This is a genomic window from Micromonospora sp. NPDC049559 (genome assembly GCF_040676675.1).
Lineage (GTDB): Bacteria > Actinomycetota > Actinomycetes > Mycobacteriales > Micromonosporaceae > JBFAPK01.
Genome location: NZ_JBFAPK010000001.1, coordinates 421,484 through 437,985 on the forward strand (window position 1 = coordinate 421,484; position 16,502 = coordinate 437,985).

General features: G+C 73.1%; 16 protein-coding genes. 7 read left to right on the plus strand and 9 right to left on the minus strand.

The window, feature by feature from the left end; translation table 11 throughout:
• Nucleotides 1-41 precede the first annotated feature (41 nt).
• Nucleotides 42-179, plus strand: a complete 138-nt coding sequence (locus AB0J86_RS01865; protein ID WP_363850916.1) for a hypothetical protein — start codon at nt 42-44, stop codon at nt 177-179.
• Nucleotides 180-529: 350 nt separating this feature from the next.
• Nucleotides 530-2,596 carry a hypothetical protein gene (locus AB0J86_RS01870; protein WP_363850919.1) on the plus strand — a complete coding sequence of 689 codons (2,067 nt, stop codon included), beginning with the start codon at nt 530-532 and terminating at the stop codon, nt 2,594-2,596.
• 97 nt (nt 2,597-2,693) lie between these two features.
• Here the strand turns inward: AB0J86_RS01870 and AB0J86_RS01875 are convergent, their stop codons facing one another.
• Nucleotides 2,694-4,112, minus strand: coding sequence for an MFS transporter (locus AB0J86_RS01875; RefSeq protein WP_363850922.1), 1,419 nt, complete (start codon nt 4,110-4,112; stop codon nt 2,694-2,696).
• A 135-nt stretch (nt 4,113-4,247) separates the two neighbouring features.
• Here AB0J86_RS01875 and AB0J86_RS01880 point away from each other — a divergent pair, with 135 nt between their 5' ends.
• Nucleotides 4,248-6,083: an NHL domain-containing thioredoxin family protein gene (locus AB0J86_RS01880; protein ID WP_363850925.1), complete on the plus strand. Its 1,836-nt coding sequence runs from the start codon at nt 4,248-4,250 to the stop codon at nt 6,081-6,083.
• An 88-nt stretch (nt 6,084-6,171) separates the two neighbouring features.
• Here the strand turns inward: AB0J86_RS01880 and AB0J86_RS01885 are convergent, their stop codons facing one another.
• Nucleotides 6,172-6,921 (minus strand): 5-oxoprolinase subunit PxpA, encoded by a 750-nt coding sequence (locus AB0J86_RS01885; protein WP_363850927.1) that lies wholly within the window; start codon nt 6,919-6,921, stop codon nt 6,172-6,174.
• A gap of 89 nt (nt 6,922-7,010) precedes the next feature.
• On the opposite strand from AB0J86_RS01885, the gene AB0J86_RS01890 reads away from it, so the two are divergent.
• On the plus strand, nt 7,011-7,688 hold the full coding sequence (locus tag AB0J86_RS01890; RefSeq protein ID WP_363850930.1) for a hemolysin III family protein: 678 nt from the start codon (nt 7,011-7,013) through the stop codon (nt 7,686-7,688).
• 139 nt (nt 7,689-7,827) lie between these two features.
• Here AB0J86_RS01890 and AB0J86_RS01895 read toward each other — a convergent pair whose 3' ends face one another.
• The gene (locus AB0J86_RS01895) at nt 7,828-8,097 is read right to left on the minus strand and encodes a DUF6458 family protein (protein ID WP_363850933.1); all 270 of its coding nucleotides are present in this window, start codon (nt 8,095-8,097) and stop codon (nt 7,828-7,830) included.
• A 115-nt stretch (nt 8,098-8,212) separates the two neighbouring features.
• On the opposite strand from AB0J86_RS01895, the gene AB0J86_RS01900 reads away from it, so the two are divergent.
• Nucleotides 8,213-8,779 carry a histidine phosphatase family protein gene (locus AB0J86_RS01900; RefSeq protein WP_363850934.1) on the plus strand — a complete coding sequence of 189 codons (567 nt, stop codon included), beginning with the start codon at nt 8,213-8,215 and terminating at the stop codon, nt 8,777-8,779.
• Between the two features lie 107 nt (nt 8,780-8,886).
• On the opposite strand, the gene AB0J86_RS01905 is transcribed toward AB0J86_RS01900, so the two are convergent.
• Both AB0J86_RS01905 and AB0J86_RS01910 read right to left on the minus strand, forming a co-directional pair.
• Entirely contained in the window at nt 8,887-9,492 is a 606-nt protein-coding gene (locus tag AB0J86_RS01905; protein ID WP_363850937.1) for a dihydrofolate reductase family protein, read from the minus strand.
• Nucleotides 9,493-9,580: 88 nt separating this feature from the next.
• The gene (locus AB0J86_RS01910; RefSeq protein WP_363850940.1) at nt 9,581-10,357 is read right to left on the minus strand and encodes a methyltransferase domain-containing protein; all 777 of its coding nucleotides are present in this window, start codon (nt 10,355-10,357) and stop codon (nt 9,581-9,583) included.
• A gap of 204 nt (nt 10,358-10,561) precedes the next feature.
• On the opposite strand from AB0J86_RS01910, the gene AB0J86_RS01915 reads away from it, so the two are divergent.
• On the plus strand, nt 10,562-11,443 hold the full coding sequence (locus AB0J86_RS01915) for a helix-turn-helix domain-containing protein (protein ID WP_363850943.1): 882 nt from the start codon (nt 10,562-10,564) through the stop codon (nt 11,441-11,443).
• A 5-nt stretch (nt 11,444-11,448) separates the two neighbouring features.
• Here the strand turns inward: AB0J86_RS01915 and AB0J86_RS01920 are convergent, their stop codons facing one another.
• From AB0J86_RS01920 to AB0J86_RS01935, 4 genes are all read right to left on the minus strand, one after another.
• Nucleotides 11,449-11,718, minus strand: a complete 270-nt coding sequence (locus AB0J86_RS01920) for a DUF6458 family protein (protein WP_363850946.1) — start codon at nt 11,716-11,718, stop codon at nt 11,449-11,451.
• Nucleotides 11,719-11,858: 140 nt separating this feature from the next.
• Nucleotides 11,859-13,715, minus strand: coding sequence for an acyl-CoA dehydrogenase (locus tag AB0J86_RS01925; RefSeq protein WP_363850949.1), 1,857 nt, complete (start codon nt 13,713-13,715; stop codon nt 11,859-11,861).
• A 143-nt stretch (nt 13,716-13,858) separates the two neighbouring features.
• Complete coding sequence (locus AB0J86_RS01930) at nt 13,859-14,983, minus strand: PP2C family protein-serine/threonine phosphatase (protein WP_363850952.1); 1,125 nt, start codon at nt 14,981-14,983, stop codon at nt 13,859-13,861.
• 120 nt (nt 14,984-15,103) lie between these two features.
• Entirely contained in the window at nt 15,104-15,733 is a 630-nt protein-coding gene (locus tag AB0J86_RS01935) for a septal ring lytic transglycosylase RlpA family protein (RefSeq protein ID WP_363850955.1), read from the minus strand.
• Between the two features lie 155 nt (nt 15,734-15,888).
• Here AB0J86_RS01935 and AB0J86_RS01940 point away from each other — a divergent pair, with 155 nt between their 5' ends.
• Nucleotides 15,889-16,467 (plus strand): phosphoribosyltransferase family protein, encoded by a 579-nt coding sequence (locus AB0J86_RS01940; protein ID WP_363851608.1) that lies wholly within the window; start codon nt 15,889-15,891, stop codon nt 16,465-16,467.
• Nucleotides 16,468-16,502 lie beyond the last annotated feature (35 nt).

The window sequence follows — 16,502 nt, forward strand, 5'->3', positions numbered from 1 at the left end:
GCCAGGGAGACGACAACCGAATAGCAGGGAGCAAGACCGAAATGAGCATGATCGACCGACTCCGCCACCGCCGCGACGCCGCCCGCCGCGCCCGCGCCATCGAGCGTGCGCTGCGCGAGGCGAACTCGCCCGCGGTACGCGACGAGATCCTCGCGATGGCCCACCGCCAGTTCCGCTGAGGTACGCAGACCACTCCTCCTCTCTCTCCAGACCGATGACCCGCCCGGGGCGACCCGGGCGGGTCATCGGCGTTTCACAGCCCTTGACACCGCCATTCCCCCCTCCGGCGTCGCCCGGTACGGTTGGGCTCGGTCGCTACCCGACCGGTCGCACGAGATGCCCGGCGTCGATCGACGTCGCGGGCGCCCCGGGGCCGGCTCGGTACCGGCGGCCGGCGCGACCCGGCACCACCGGCGCGGACCGGTTACGGTGCGGGGAGCTTGCACGGCCGGTTCCGCCGGCGCCCGGTGAGCACGCCGGAGACGCCCGATCGGCATCGGCGGCCGACATGTGATGAGGAGGCGCGCGCATGACGTCCGATGGCCTACAGCATTCCGGCCGCGAGCCGGACGAGGCCGTGCCGGGCGCCGCTGGACCAGCGCCGCACGGCAACTACCCACCAGAGACTGAGCATCGATTCCCGCCCCCGTCCGGTGCGCCGGGCGGTGACCCGGGCTGGCCGGCGCCGCCCGGCGCGCCGTCCGGGTGGGGCGGTTCCGCCGCTCCGGCGGATTCCTGGGCCCCGACGGCCGGCCGGCCCGACCCGGCCCCGTGGGGCGGCACCGGAGGCGCCCCCGACGCCCAGCCGGGCGCGAACGCCTGGGCCCCCCAGGGTGGCCCGTCCTGGCCGGAGCAGCAGGGGGCACCGCAGGGCGGCAGCGCGTCCTGGCCCGAGCAGCAGGGCGCACCGTCCTGGCCCGAGCAGCAGGGTGCGCCGTCGTGGCCGGAACAGCCGGCCGCGGGCGGGAGCGGTTTTCCGCCGGAGCGCGGCGCGTCGGCGGCAGCGTCGCCGTCCGTACCACCGCGCTGGCCCGGTGAGGGTGGCGACCTGCCCGCCCGACCGGTCGTACCGGACGCCACCCCCTGGCCGGCGGCCCAGGCCTGGGGCACCGCCGACACCTCGTCCCGGGGCGAGCCGTCCGCCGGCGGCCCGTCCGGCGGCGACGTCCCCGTCTACCAGCCCGCCCCGGGTCCGGGCATCTCGCCGGCGAACGCGGTCCCACTGCCGCCGCAGGAGACCCGCGTACCCGGGGCGAGCCTCGCCGCCTCGCCCCCCGCCGACTACGTGCCGCCGAGCGGGTTCGGCCCGGCCGGCGGCTACTCGGGCGGCGGCTACCAGGGCGAATCCGGCGGCGCCGGGTCCGATCCGCAGCCGGCGTCGTGGGCGCCCGAGGGCTTCGGCTCGTCCGGGCGCGACGAGCCGCACCAGGCGTCCGCCGCGGTACCGCCGTCGGTACCGCAGCAGCGCCCGCCGAGCGAGTCCGCGGTGGCCGGCCGGGTCTCCATCCCCCAGCCGGGGCAGCCGGAGTCGGCGGGAGCCGGCGAACCGGCCGCCGGATCGCAGAAGGGCATCACGGCGAGCGCGTCGGTGCCGGTGGCGAGCCGGGTCCTGCCGTCCCAGACCGGTCCGCAGCCCGCCGGCATGCCGGCACCGAAACCGCGCGTCTACGGGCGGCCGGCCGGCGACTCCCCGGCGGAACCGGACCAGCCCGGCGAGGCCCCGCCCCAGCGGGGTACCGGCTACGGCGAGCCGTCCGGCCTGCCCGGCGGCTTCGGCGAGCCCCCGTCCCCGCCCGGCGGCTTCGGCGATCCGGGCGCCACGCCCGGCGGCGGGTACGGGCAGCCCGGTGGCGGACCCGCGCCCTTCGGCGACCGCTTCCCGCAGGCCGGTGCGGCGGCCGCCCGGGCCACTCCGCCCGCCGCGCCGCCGGCCTTCCCGGGGCAGCCGCCCGTCGGTTCGCCCTTCAACGGCACGGGCGCACCTCCCTTCCCCGACCTGCCTGACCAGAACCGGCCGGTGAACGGTACGCACCTGGGCGGTCCGGCGCGGGCGAACGTCCCGGGCCGGTTCGACGCGCCTCCGGGCGCGCCGGCGGCGGGCCTGGACCACACCGCGCTGGCTCCGGCGGTCCCGCCGGGCGGCGCCCCGGGCTATCCGCCCGCGGGTCCGCCGCAGTGGGGGCAGCCGGCCGAGGCGGACCAGGGTCGCTTCGACGCGTTCAAGCCGGACGGTGACGCGGCGACCGAGCCGAAGACCGAGGCGCCGCCCACGCCGAAGGTACGCAACGGGCGGGTACTGCTCGCGGTCCTGGCGGGCGCCGTGCTGCTGCTCGTCATCCCGCTCGGCACGCTCTGGCTGCTGGGCAAGTTCGGGGGCGGCTCCGACAAGGGGTTCAACCCGGAGGTGGGCGCCTGCGTCCGGCAGGAGGGCGCCAAGCCGGCGCCGGCCAACTGCAGCGACGCGGGGGCCTTCAAGGTGGTCTCGAAGGTCTCCGACAAGGAGAAGTGCGCCGATCCGGCACAGCCGCACATCGTCGTACCGAACGGCGGGGACAAGTCGGTCCTCTGCCTGCAACCGGCCGCCGCCGGCCAGTAGCGGTCACAAGTCCCACCGGGGTGGGCGTGCTCCGTCACGCCCACCCCGTACCGTGTCCGGACGCCGTCGCACCGCTCTCGGGCGCCGTCGCACCGCCTCAGGACGCCGAAGCACCGTTCGCGGGCGCGGGTCGTCGCCGCCGGGCCGTGGCCAGCAGCAGCACCGCCCCGGCCAGTACGGCGAGCGCCACGGTCGCCACGCCCGAGGCGAGAAGCGTGCCGCCGGCGCCGAGGAGCACGACCAGGGGACCGCCGACCAGCATTCCGGCGGGTCCGGCGGCGGTGGTGAGGGCACCCCGGGCGGCCAGCACCGCCGGCAGGTCCGCGGGCCGCACCGCGTTCTGGAACAGCGCCAGGTTGAACGCCGGGAACGGGCCGTAGACCAGGCCGCCCACGGCCAGGCAGAGCATGGTCGGCCAGCCCGGCCCGAGGAAGCCGAAGGGGAGCAGCGCCAGGCCCCAGCCGGCGACCACCGCGAGCGCGAACGGCCACGGGCGGACCCGTAGCAGCAGCCCACCGGCCCAGCCGCCGACCAGGGCACCGACCCCGAAGAGCGTCCAGTACGCGCCGAGCAGTCCGGCCGAACCGTCCCGCCCGTCGACGGCGTACAGCGGCAGGGCCACCTCGACCGGGCCGTAGAGGAAGAAGAAGACGGCGGTGACGACGATCAGGCCGATCAGGTCGGGCCGCCGGGCTAGCAGCCGGAAGCCGTGCCCCGTACGCCGGCCCTTCGCCGCCTCGCCCTCGCCCACCGCCGGACCCTCGTTCGCCGCTGGGCCCTCGTTCGCCGCCGCTCCGCCGGTACCCGCCCCGGCGGTCGCGATCCGGCGCAGCTGGAGGGCGAGGAAGAGGTAGGTGAGCGCGTCGACGAGCACGATCGGGCCGGGACCGGTGACCGGCACCGCCAGCCCGGCGATCGCGGGACCCACGATGATCGCCGCGGTCTGGCCGGTCACCACCAGGGCGTTGGCGGGCAGCCGGTCCGCCCCGCGGAACAGCTCGCTGAGCATCGTGTACGTGCCGGCGTTCCCCCACGCCCCCAGCAGCGACGAGACGCCCAGCAGGGCGACGTACCCGGCCGGGCCGAGCCGGTCGGTCAGGGCCAGCACGGCCGCCGCGCCGATCGCGACCGCGCGCAGCATCGCGTGGGCGACCAGCAGGGAGCGCGCGTTGGCCCGGCCCAGCCAGGGCGCGAGCACGACCGCGCCGAGGGCGGCCGGCAGGGCGTACGCGGCGAGGGAGGCGCTGACCACCAGCTCGGCGGAGCCGGCCGGCGCGATCCGGATGGCCAGCAGCGATATCCCCACCACGCTCAGGCCGTCCCCGAGGTACGAGACGAGCAGGGCCGCCAGCAACCGCCGGAAGTCCGGTTGCCGGAGCACGCCCCGGTACGTCCGGGGGACCAGTCGGGCGGCGAGGCCGCTGGCCGGCGCGGCCGGCGCGGCCGGCGCGGCCGGTTCGGTCAGTTCGGCGGGAACAGCCGGTTCGGCCGGCTCGGCGGTGGAGGTCGCGCTCATCGCGGAAGCGTGTCAATTGAAGCCCGGTTGAGGTCAAGCGCCACGGGAAAGAAGAGCCCCAGGGATGGTCCGCTCGCCTATGTGGCTTTGCCCCCAATCGTCGGCCCCGCCGGCCAGGTGAGGGAGGATGGGATCATGAGTGCACGGGTACGCGCGCCGGAGCTGCGCGGGCGCGGCTGGCTGAACACGGGCGGGAAGTCCCTCTCGCTGAAGGACGACCTGCGGGGCCGCATCGTCCTGCTCGACTTCTGGACCTTCTGCTGCATCAACTGCCTGCACGTCCTGGACGAGCTGCGCCCGCTGGAGGAGAAGTACGGCGACGCCGTGGTCATCGTCGGGGTGCACTCGCCGAAGTTCGAGCACGAGCGGGACCCGGAGGCGCTCGCCGCCGCGGTCGAGCGGTACGGCGTCAGCCACCCCGTGCTGGACGACCCCGACCTGTGGACCTGGCAGCAGTACGCGGCGAAGGCGTGGCCGACCCTGAGCGTGGTCGACCCCGAGGGCTACGTGGTGGCCACCATGGCGGGCGAGGGCCACGCCGAGGGGCTGGCCCGGCTGATCGACGAGTTGATCGCCACCCACGAGGCCAGGGGCACCCTGCGCCGGGGCGAGGGCCCGTACGTGCCGCCGGCCGAGCCGGCCACCGCGCTGCGCTTCCCCGGCAAGGCCGTACCGCTGCCGGGCGGCACCCTGCTCGTCTCCGACTCCGCCCGACACTCCCTGGTCGAACTGGCCGCCGACGCGGAGACCGTGCTGCGGCGGATCGGCTCCGGTTCGCGCGGCCGGGCGGACGGCACCCCCGACGCGGCGAGCTTCTCCGAGCCGCAGGGGCTTTGCGTCCTCCCCCCGCACGTCGCCGAGATCGCCGGGTACGACGTCGTGGTCGCCGACACCGTGAACCACCTGCTCCGCGGCGTACGGCTGGAGACCGGAGAGGTCACCACGGTGGCCGGTACGGGGCGGCAGTGGCGCTCGACGGTCGACGACCACGCGCACGACGCGCTCGCCGTCGACCTCTCCTCCCCCTGGGACCTCGCCTGGTACGACGACCGGGTGATCGTCGCGATGGCCGGGATCCACCAGCTCTGGTGGTACGACCCGGTGAAGCGGACCGCCGGCGTCTACGCCGGTACGACGGTCGAGTCGCTGCGGGACGGGCCGCTGCCTGACGTCTGGATGGCGCAGCCCTCCGGCCTCTCCGCCTCGACCGACGGGAGCCGGCTCTGGATCGCTGACAGCGAGACCAGCGCCCTGCGGTTCGTCGCCGAGGGCGAGCTGCACACCGCGGTCGGGCAGGGCCTGTTCGACTTCGGGCACGTGGACGGTCCCGCCGCCGAGGCGCTGCTCCAGCACCCGCTCGGGGTCTGTGCGCTCCCGGACGGCTCGGTGCTGGTGGCCGACACCTACAACGGCGCGGTGCGCCGGTTCGACCCGGCCACCGGTACCGTCTCCACGGTCGCCGCGGATTTGGGCGAGCCGAGCGACGTGGTGCTCACCGCCGACGGCGAGGTGCTGGTGGTGGAGTCGTCGGCGCACCGGCTGACCCGGCTCGCGCCCGGCGCGCTCTCGGCCGTCGGCGCCCGTACCGTCGACGGCGGCCGGCGCCGCGCCGAACGTCCGCCGACCGCGCTGGCGCCGGGCGAGGTGACGCTGGAGGTCATCTTCACCCCGGCGCCCGGACAGAAGCTGGACGAGTCGTTCGGCCCCTCGACCCGGCTGGAGGTCTCGGCCTCCCCGCCCGAACTGCTCGTCGAGGGGGCGGGCGTGACCACCGAGCTGTCGCGCCGGCTGGTGCTGAACGCCGAGGTGCCGGCGGGGGTGCTCCAGGTGGTGGCGCAGGCCGCGACCTGCGACGCGGAGGCCGAGCACGCGGCCTGCCACCTGACCCGGCAGGACTGGGGCGTACCGGTACGCGTCGGTCCGGGCGGCGCGGGCCGCCTCCCGCTGGTCCTGCGCGGTCTCGACGCCTGAGCCCCGTCGGGGTCGCCGGCCCGGCCGCCCCTGGGCCACCGCGGGGGTAGGACGAACGCCGACCGGGGTACGCCGGCGCTCCGGGCGGTCAGACGAACGGCGCCAGGGGTACACCGGCGCGCTCCAGCGCCGCGCGGACCGCCCGGGCGTGCTCGACCGCGCCCGGCGTGTCCCCGTGCAGGCAGATCGAGTCGACCGGGCAGGGCACCTCGGTGCCGTCCACCGCCACCACGCTCCGGTCGGTGGCCATCCGGACCGCCCGTGCGGTCACCTCGTCCACCCCGGTCACCAGCGCCCCGGGGCCGGTACGCGGCACCAGCGTCCCGTTCGGCTGGTAGCCCCGGTCGGCGAAGCCCTCGCCGACGACCCGCAGCCCGGCACCGGTCGCGAGCTGCGCCAGCACCGAGCCGGGCAGGCAGAGTACGGGCAGCCGCCGGTCGTACTCGGCGACCGCGGCCACCACCGCCGCCGCCTCCGGCTCGTGTACCGCCGCCGCGTTGTAGAGCGCGCCGTGCGGCTTCACGTACCGGACCGAGGTGCCCGCGAGGCGGCAGAACACCTCCAGCGCGCCGATCTGGTACAGGATCTCGTCGCGCAGCTCCGCGAAGGCGTACTCGATCCGCCGCCGGCCGAAGCCGGCGAGGTCGCGGTACCCCACCTGCGCGCCGACGGCGACACCGCGCCCGGCGGCGGCGGCGCAGACCCGCCGCATCGTCGGCGGGTCGCCGGCGTGGAATCCGCAGGCGACGTTGGCCGACGTGATCGCGTCGAGCAGCGCCTCGTCGTCGCCGAGGCGCCAGACGCCGAAGCCCTCGCCGAGGTCAGCGTTGAGGTCCATGAGAACGGACAGTAGTCCCAGGGTGGCGCGAAGGTGTCGTGACGCGTTCCACTACCCACAAGTAACCTACGGTCCCGTAACCTGTCGTGGTGACCATCTCCACCCCGGGCCGCGTCAGACCGGTCGACATCGGCAAGCCGCGGATGCGTGGCTGGCTGCACGCGTACGCGTTCTTCGTGGCGGCCGTCTGCGGCATCGTGCTCTGCTCGCTCGCCGCCGCCCAACCCGGCTGGAAACCCCTGGTCAGCTGCGCCGTCTACAGCGTGACGGTCTGCGGGCTCTTCGGCACCAGCGCCCTCTACCACCGCCGGGTCTGGTCCGAGCGCGGATACCAGATCATGCGCCGGCTCGACCACTCCATGATCTTCGTCTTCATCGCCGGTACCTACACCCCGTTCTGTCTGCTTCTGCTGACCGGACGGCCGGCGACGGTGGTGCTCGCGGTGGTCTGGTCCGGCGCGCTGGCCGGGGTCGGGGTCAAGCTGATCTGGCCACACGCGCCCCGCTGGGTCTCGGCACCGCTCTACCTGGCGCTGGGCTGGGTGGCGATCGCGGTGCTCCCCGACATCCTGCGGCACGGCGGGGTCACCGCCCTGGTGTTGCTGCTCGCGGGCGGCGCCGCGTACAGCGTCGGGGCGGTCTTCTACGCCCTGCGCCGCCCCAACCCCTGGCCCACCGTCTTCGGGCACCACGAGTTCTTCCACGCCTGCACGCTGGTCGCCGCCATCTGCCACCACGTCGCGATCTACTTCGCCCTCTTCTCCTGACCCGGACGGCGGCGACCGGCCCGTCCCCACCTCGGGCGGGGTCGGGCCGGTCTCGGGTCGCTACGGCGTCGAAAAACTGCGGTGCCGAAAACTGCGGTGCCGGGAGAAACCGGGTCGCTACGGTGCCGGGGCGCCGGGGTCAGACGACCGGGCCGCTCGGGCGCCGTACCTCGCGGTACTCCTCGACCACCCGGTCGCGCTGGACCGGTACGCGCGGCGCCGGCGCGGTGGTGACGACGGCGCGCCGCCGGCCCCGCCAGAACCAGGCGGTCATGATCAGACCGACCACGCCGGCGAGCATCAACACCCAGCCGACCACGCTCAGGTCGAGCCAACCCAGGTCGACGTGGAGCGCGAATGCGAAGATCGCGCCCAGCGCGATGAGGAAGATACTTCCGCCGATGCCCACTTGTCGCCCTCCTTGGCTTTAGCTGGCGTCCGCCACGCGCCGCGGCCGTGTGCGAGGTTGCGGCATCCATCGACTTACCCAGGCGCCGCGATCGCCAATCAGGCAAGCTGGGGCAATGACCGATCGCACTATCGTGCTGTTGCGCCATGCCAAGGCCGAGGGCCCCACGGGCACCCCCGACATCGAGCGCCGGCTGAGCGCGCGCGGGCACGCGGACGCGGCCGCCGCCGGGGCCTGGCTGGCGTACGGCGGGTACCTGCCGGAGTTGGTGGTCTGCTCACCGGCCAAGCGCACCCGGCAGACGTGGCACGACGTGGCGCTCGGCATGGCGGCGCCGCCCACGATCGGCGGGGCGCAGCCGTCCGCGCGGGGCGAGGAGGCGGCCGCGGAGGCGGCCACCCAGGCCCGCGCGCCGGTCGTCCGGTACGAGACGCTGGTCTACCAGGGTGACCCGGACGACCTGATGGAGATCGTCCGGGCCACCGAACCCGAGATCAGCACGCTGCTGCTGATCGGGCACAACCCGAGCATCTCGGGCCTGTCGAAGCTGCTCGACCCGATCCACGCCGATCCGGAGGGGCTGCGGACCAGCGGAATCGTCGTGCACCGCGTCCCGACACAATGGTCGGACCTGGCCGAACGCGAGGCACCCGTGCAGAAGTGGCACACCGCTCGCGGCTGACCACCACCCACCAGCCCACCCCGGCAAAGGCCAAACCGCCCGGAGTGCGGCGCCCGCGCGGCCGCAACCCGAAGCTCTCACGGGCTGCGGCGCCTGTGTCACGTGCTTCAGGCGGTGGCGTACTGCGGGCGCCCGGTGGGTCGGTAGACCTGGAGCGTTATGCCCCTCGGGAAGGCTCGCGAGTCGATCAGGTCCAGCGCGATGTCTGGGCCGGTCTCGGGGAACAGCCGCGCGCCTTGGCCGACGACCACGGGGACGATGAGCAGGTTCATCTCGTCGACGAGGTCGTTCTCAAGCAGCCACCGGATCAGGGCAGCGCTGCCGTGCACCTGCAGCTCACCACCCGGTTTGGCCTTCAGTTCGCCGATCGAGGCCGCGAGGTCGTCGGACAGGACCGTCGTGTCCGCCCAGCGCGGTTCAGTGAGCGTGGTCGACGCTACGTACTTGTGCTTCGTGTTCAACGCGTCTGCGATGGGACCGCTGCCGGGACCCATCGCGCCCCAGTAGCCGGCGAACATCTCATACGTCCGTCGGCCGAACAGGAACGCGTCGGCATGCTCGTAGACCTGGTCGACGTACGTCATGGCCTCGTTGTCGAAAAGCGGCCGAGCCCACCCGCCGCGTTCCATTCCAGGGTCGAGGATCGGATGCCGCCCGCCGTTTGCCTGCATCACGCCGTCGACGGTCATTTGCGTGGTGGTCGTCAGTTTCATGATCGTGGTCCCCTCTCGCGGGTTTACTTGTCCCTGGTAGAGATCGTCACTCGGTAGGACCGGACCGGCCGCTCCGAATTTCGTCGGGTCATCGCGTCCGCTGCGCGAGGTAGCAGCGGAAGACGAGACCCATGCGCACGGTCCCGTCGGTGCGTGATCGTGGTGCGAAGAAGGACCGCAGCGCCGCTTCGACGGTCGCGCGGCCGGAGTGCCGTATCGCCGCGGCGACCGGGCCGGCCGGTAGTTGGGCGGCGACCGCGTCGTTCTCGCTCGTGAAGTCGACGTCGAACGCGATGTCCGCCACGGCCACGGATGCGAACCCGGCATCGAGCAGCGCGCCGCGAGCCGCGTCCGTGTCGGCAAGGTCGAACATGCTGTGGTCGGGCACCTCGTCGTGGTCAGCCAGCGATCTGATCAGCGCTGCGCTCTCGGCCTGCTCTGGACCGGCGCCCACCGTCACGACGGCCCTGCCTGACGGCGCGGTCACGCGCGCGACCTCGGCGAGCGCGCGGCGCGGATCGGCGGCGTAGAGCACCGAGTTGAAGGCGGTCACGACGTCGAAGGCACCGTCACCGAACGGCATGTGCTCGATGTCGTCGATGACGTAGCGGGCCGTGGGGCGCCGGCGCTGCGCGTACTCGACGAGTCCCGGCGCGGCGTCCAGCCCGATGACGTCTGCGCCGCTCTGAGCGGCCAGTTCGGCGAAGAGCCCCGATCCGCAGCCGGCGTCGAGCAGCCGCATACCGGGGCGAAGGTGCAGGCGTTCGAGCACCCGCTCGTACAGCGGCCGGATGCGCCCTTCCGCGCTCTCTGCCCAGGCTCGCGGATCGCTGCTCCAGAGCTCGCCCTGGACGGTCGCGTTCATCGGCGGCTCCCACCCGCCGGACTCGGTCGTCGATCGTGCGACGACCGACCGGGGCCCGATCGGCGGTCGGGTGCCGGCAGCTCCGCCGAGCAGGAGGTCGTAAAGCTAAACATGGCCAAACCGTACGGCCGGACCCGCCGCGGGATCTTGAACAAACCGGGCGTCCTTCTCGCGGCAGACCAACCGGGCGGCATACTGAGTCGCGTGATTGGCGATCCGTTCTCCGCCCCCGCCTCAGGCGGGCAGAGCTACGTCGAGCGCTCGCCCGTCCCGGCATTGCGCGGGATAGTCTCCTCGGTCTGGGTCCAGCGGGTCGGTCGCGACGCCGCGCCGTACGTCCACCGGCGCATCCCCAACGGCGCCGTCGAACTCGTCTGCCAGGTCGGCTCGACGCCACAAGTGATCGGCCCGCTCACCGAGCCGCTGGTCGAGGTACTCCAGCCGGGCACCACGATTGTCGGCCTACGCTTCGTGCCGGGCGCCTTTCCGGTCGTCGCGGGGCAGCCCGCGTCGGAGGTGGCCGGAGTGGCGCTCAACGCCGAGCAGTTGTGGGGCCGCTCGGCCGCCACCCTTGGCGAGGTGGTCGGCACGGCAGCCTCGCCCCACGAGGCGCTCGCCGCCATGCAGCTCCACGTGCGCGAACGCGCCGGTGCCAGCCAGCCCCCAGACCCGCTCGTGTCCAAGGTGGTTCACGGTCTCATGCCGTGGCGCACGGTCGACGTGACGTCGCTGAGGGCGTCTCTTCACATCTCCGAGACGCAGCTGCGGCGCCGCTGCCACGCCGCCGTCGGGCTCGCGCCAAAGGCGCTGCACCGGCTGCTGCGCTTCCAGGGCTTCCTCGCGCTCGTCCAGCAGGCCATCGCCCGGGGCCGTGCGGCGACGGACGACGGGCTCGGGCTGCTCGCACTACGCGCCGGCTACGCCGACCAACCCCACCTCACGCGCGAGTGCGTCCGGCTCACCGGCGTTTCGCCGCGAGTGTTCGTCGCCGAGACACAACGGGCCTGCGCCTGCGGGCACGATCACTCGGCGTCATTCGTGCCCGTGTTGCGCGCCGAGACGGAAACACACCCCACCTGGGCATAACACGGTCAGGAGGGTGGCGCGCTCGGAGGTGGCGGATCGGGAGGTGGCGGCATCACGGCGGTCGGATGGGACAACCGGTTCTCCTCGACGATGAGCGTACGGGCCCGCCGCCGGCGGTCGTGCCAGAACCAGAAGGTGGTCAGCAGTACGGCCAGCCCGGCGAGGATGAAAACCCAGCCGACCGCGCGCAGGTCGATCCACCAGACATTCGCCCTGATGGCAAATGTCAGGATTGCGCCCACGGTTATGAGAAAAATACCGCTACCGATGCCCATGCGCTGCACTCCCCCTGTGCGATGCTTCTGGGCTTTCAAGGAGAAACCAGGTCAAACTGCTCCTGGCGCCGCCTCAAGGATAGCGCGACGGCCGGCGAGCAGTCCTCGCCGGCCGCGCTACGACCGTGGTACGGCAGCGGTCAGAACGCTTCCTCCGGCAGGTCCATCACGTCGAGGGTGGTCGACTCGATGATCCGGCGGTCCGCGCCGATGCGGGGCAGCACCTCACGGGCGAAGAACCGCGCCGCGGCCACCTTGCCCTCGTAGAACGACTTGTCGCTGGCCGAGACCTCGCCGGCCAGCGCGCCCAGCGCCACCTCGGCCTGCCGCTGCAGCAGCCAGCCGACCATCAGGTCACCCACCGCCAGCAGCAACCGCCGGCTACTGAGACCGACCTTGTAGACCGCGCGCGGCTCGCCGGCCTGCACCTCGGCGAGCCAGCCGGTCATGGTGCCGACGATGGTCTGCACCTCGGCCAGCGCCTTGCCGAGCGCGACGCGCTCCTCCTTGAGCTGGCCGTTGCCGCCCTCGGCCGCCAGGAATGCCTGGATCTCGGTGGCCACCGTGAGCAGCGCCTTGCCGCCGTCCTTGACGATCTTCCGGAAGAAGAGGTCGAGGCTCTGGATCGCGGTCGTGCCCTCGTACAGAGTGTCGATCTTCGAGTCGCGGACGTACTGCTCCAGCGGGTAGTCCTGGAGGAAGCCGGAGCCGCCGTACGTCTGGAGCGACTCGTGGCCGAGCAGTTCGTACGCCCGCTCCGAGCCGCACCCCTTGACCAGGGGCAGGAGGAGGTCGTTGACCCGCTTGGCGAGCTTGACCGCCTTCTCGTCCCCGGCCGCCGTGGCCAGGTTGACCCGGTCCTGCCAGCTCGCCGTGTAGCAGACCAGCGCCCGCAGCCCCTCGGCGTACGACTTCTGCAGCATCAGCGAACGGCGTACGTCCGGGTGGTGGGTGATGGTGACCCGGGGAGCCGTACGGTCGCCGGAGGCGAGGAGGTCGGCGCCCTGCACCCGGTTCTTGGCGTACTCCAGCGCGTTCAGGTAACCGCTGGAGAGGGTGGCGATCGCCTTGGTGCCGACCATCATCCGGGCGTACTCGATGATCAGGAACATCTGCCGGATGCCGTCGTGCACGTCGCCCATCAGCCAGCCCTTCGCCGGCACCCCGTGCTCGCCGAAGGTCAGCTCGCACGTGTTGGAGACCTTGAGCCCCATCTTGTGCTCGACGTTGGTGGCGAAGACGCCGTTGCGCTCGCCCAGCTCGCCGGTCTCCTCGTCGAAGTGGAACTTCGGCACGATGAAGAGCGACAGGCCCTTGGTGCCCGGGCCGCCGGCACCCTCCACGCCGACCGGCCGGGCCAGTACGTAGTGGACGATGTTCTCGGTCAGGTCGTGCTCGCCCGAGGTGATGAACCGCTTGACGCCCTCGATGTGCCAGGAGCCGTCGGGCTGCGGGACGGCCCGGGTACGGCCGGCGCCGACGTCGGAGCCGGCGTCCGGCTCGGTCAGCACCATCGAGGAGCCCCACTGCTTCTCGACGAAGAGCTTCGCCCACTTCTTCTGCCGCTCGGTCCCCTCGCGGTACAGCGTGGTGGCGAAGGACGGCCCGGAGGCGTACATCCAGATCGGGGCGTTCGAGCCGAGCACCAGCTCGGCGAGGGACCACCAGAGCGCGCGGGGGGCGTTCGTACCGTCGAGGTCGGCGGGGAGGTCCAGCCGCCAGAACTCCGACTCCATGAAGGTGCGGTACGACTTCTTGAACGACTCCGGCAGCGGCGCGCTGTGCGTGGCCGGGTCGAAGACCGGGGGATTACGGTCGCCGTCGGTGTAACTCGGGGCGAGCACCTCGTGGGCCAGCCGGTCCACCTCGGCGAGGATGCTCCGGGCCGTGTCGGCGTCGATCTCGGTGTACGGCTCCTGGCCGAACGTCCGGTCCGCACCGAACACCTCGAAGAGGTTGAACTCCAGGTCCCGAAGGTTGCTCTTGTAGTGGGTCATGTTGCTGGCCCCCGCTTCCGGACACGCGTTACCGATCAGTAACCCCCACCATATTACTGGCCGGTAGCTAAGGACAAGTTAACGGCCGAGGTGACGCGCGTTACACGAGCGCTCGTCCCGCCCGGCGCCCGGAGACGCCGCGCTCAGCCGTCGGCGGCGCCGACCTCCCAGCTCGGTACCGCCGTGCTGGCCGCACGCTGGCCCGAATACTCCAGCAGTACCAGCGCGATATCGTCGTCGAGCCGGCCGTGCACCCACTCGATCAGCGCGCTCTCCAGCGAGGCGAGGCCGTCCGCGACCGTACCGTGCCCCAGCAGTCGCCACGCCCGGTCCACCGTCGGGAAGAACTCGCCGTCCCGGCGCGCCTCACCCAGGCCGTCCGTGAACAGCAGCAGCCGGTCGCCGGGCTCCAGCCGTTCGACCCGTGGCTGCACCACCGGCATGAAGCCCAGCGGCGGCGCCGGGGCCGGGGGCTCCAGTGTGATCACCCGTCCCCGGCGCAGCAGCAGCGGTGCCGGATGGCCACAGTTGACGATCGTCAGGGTGCCGCCCCGCTCCTCGACCAGCGCGGCGGTGACGAAGTCCTCGTCGCCCACGCTGCGGGCCACCGCCCGGTCCAGGTCGGTGACGATCGCGCGCAGGTCGGCGCGCTCGTACGCGACGTGCCGGTACGAGCCGAGGACGATGCTGGCGAGCCGGACCGCGTCCAGCCCCTTGCCCCGTACGTCACCGATCAGGATCCGCACGCCGTACGGGGTGTCGATGGCCTCGTACAGGTCACCGCCGATGTCGGCGGCGGCGGTCGAGGAGATGTAGTGCCCCGCGACGGCGAGCGACCCGACCCTCGGCCCGAGCGGGCGGAGCACCGCCTGCTGCGCCACCGACGCGAGCTTCGACAGCTCCCCGATCCGCTCGTCCTTGCGCTGCCGGATGAGCGCGACCGCCACTCCGATCGCCGTGGCGAACACGATCGTGACCACGTTCACCCCGGTCACCAGCGGGATCGTCCGGGCGGTGAGGGCGAAGGCGAGGCCGATCACCGTCGCCGCCGCGCCCACCCCGACCACCATGCGCCAGGACGCGAAGGGGGCGGCGAGGAACGGCGCCACGGCGGCCAGGCCGATCCAGTTGGTTACCGGACCGTCGGCCAGTTCGAGCGCGGAGACGAACGCGAGCAACACGAGGGCCGCGCCCAGGCTGGCGCGGGATCCGGTACTCAGCGGGCGGCGGCCCGTCGGCATCAGTTGCATGGGTACGCGAAACAGCATGCCCGATAGACGAGGGCGATTGAACGAAGTTGACCCCTCGTCCGACCCGGTTCTGTCCACCTGGCTGCCCCGCGAACCAGAGCGACCGGCGCCGAACGGCTCACCGGTCGTCACACCGGGTCAGCCGAGAACTTCGTACCGTACGGTCGCCTCGCCCTGGCTCAGCGGCGCGATCGCCTGGAACGCCGCCCGGGACAGGTCGAGGCAGCGCCCGTCGACGTACGGCCCGCGGTCGTTGATCCGTACCACCACGGACTTGCCGTTGGCGGGGTTGGTGACGCGTACCCGGGTGTTGAAGGGCAGGGTCTTGTGCGCGGCGGTGAGCGCGTCCGGGTCGAACGTCTCCCCGTTGGCGGTCATCTGCCCCTCGTCGTAGAAGGACGCGCCGCAGGACCCGCTGCTGACCACCTTGGGGCTCGGCTTGACGGTCTTCTTGACCGTCGGGGTCGGCGAGGGCTTGCGGGCGATGCCCCGCGAGGCGTGCTGCGGGGAGCGGGTCGCGGCCGGGCTGGTCGGGGCCGCGGTGGCGCTCGGCGTCGCGGTCGCGGTCGCGGTGGCCGTCGGCGTCGCTCCGGCCGGCTCGACGGTGGCGACCGCGGTGGCCACGGTCGGGCTGGCGCTGTCCGTACCGCCCGCGGCCAGGTGGATGCCGCCGACCGTGCCGCCGACCGCGAGGGCCGCGCCCACCGCCGCGGTGGCCGCGAGTCCGGCCGGCGACCTGAAGATCCGGCTACGGCTGTGCTTTCCCACCGACCTCTCCCTCCGAGGACAACAAGATCGGTGGACCGTAGCCAGTGCCGCACTTCGAAGGTCAACCTGATCATGCCGATTCGCGGCGATTTGAGGGGAAACGTGTAGCCGATCATCCGACCCCGCCTGGGTCGGACGTGCCCATCGACGTCAGGATGGGTGGGGTGGGCATCGACCTCGGCAAGAGACTCGCCCGGCGGTTCCGCTGGATCGACCCCGGTCCGGACGTCACGCACCTGGTCAGCGACGTCTCCGGGTGGTGGCGGGACGCGGAGATACTGGCCGGACTCGGTCCGGCGCTGGCCGAGCCGTTCCGGGCCGACCGCCCCACCGTCGTCGTCTCTCCCGAGGTCACCGGACTGCTGCTCGGGCCGCTGGTCGCGGTCGCGCTCGGCGCCGGCTTCGTCCCCGCGTACAAGGACGGCGGCGACCGTTGGATCGCCGAGCCGACGACCTGGGCCGAGACGGACGCGGACTACCGCGGCCGGCGGCTGCGCCTCGGGGTGCGCGACCGCCACCTCACCCCCGGCGACCGGGTGCTGGTGGTCGACGACTGGATCGCCACGGGCGCGCAGGCGCGCGCCCTGCACCGGCTGATCGCGGCGCGCGGCGCCGAGCCGGTCGGCACCGCGGCCGTGGTCGCCGACTGCCCGCCCGAGCTGGTGGCCGAGCTGCGGCTGCACGCGTTGCTCACCGCCGACGCGCTCGATCCCGACCGCGCCGACACGGCCTAACGGGCTCCCGCCCGGATCGGCGCGCAGTCCCTCGA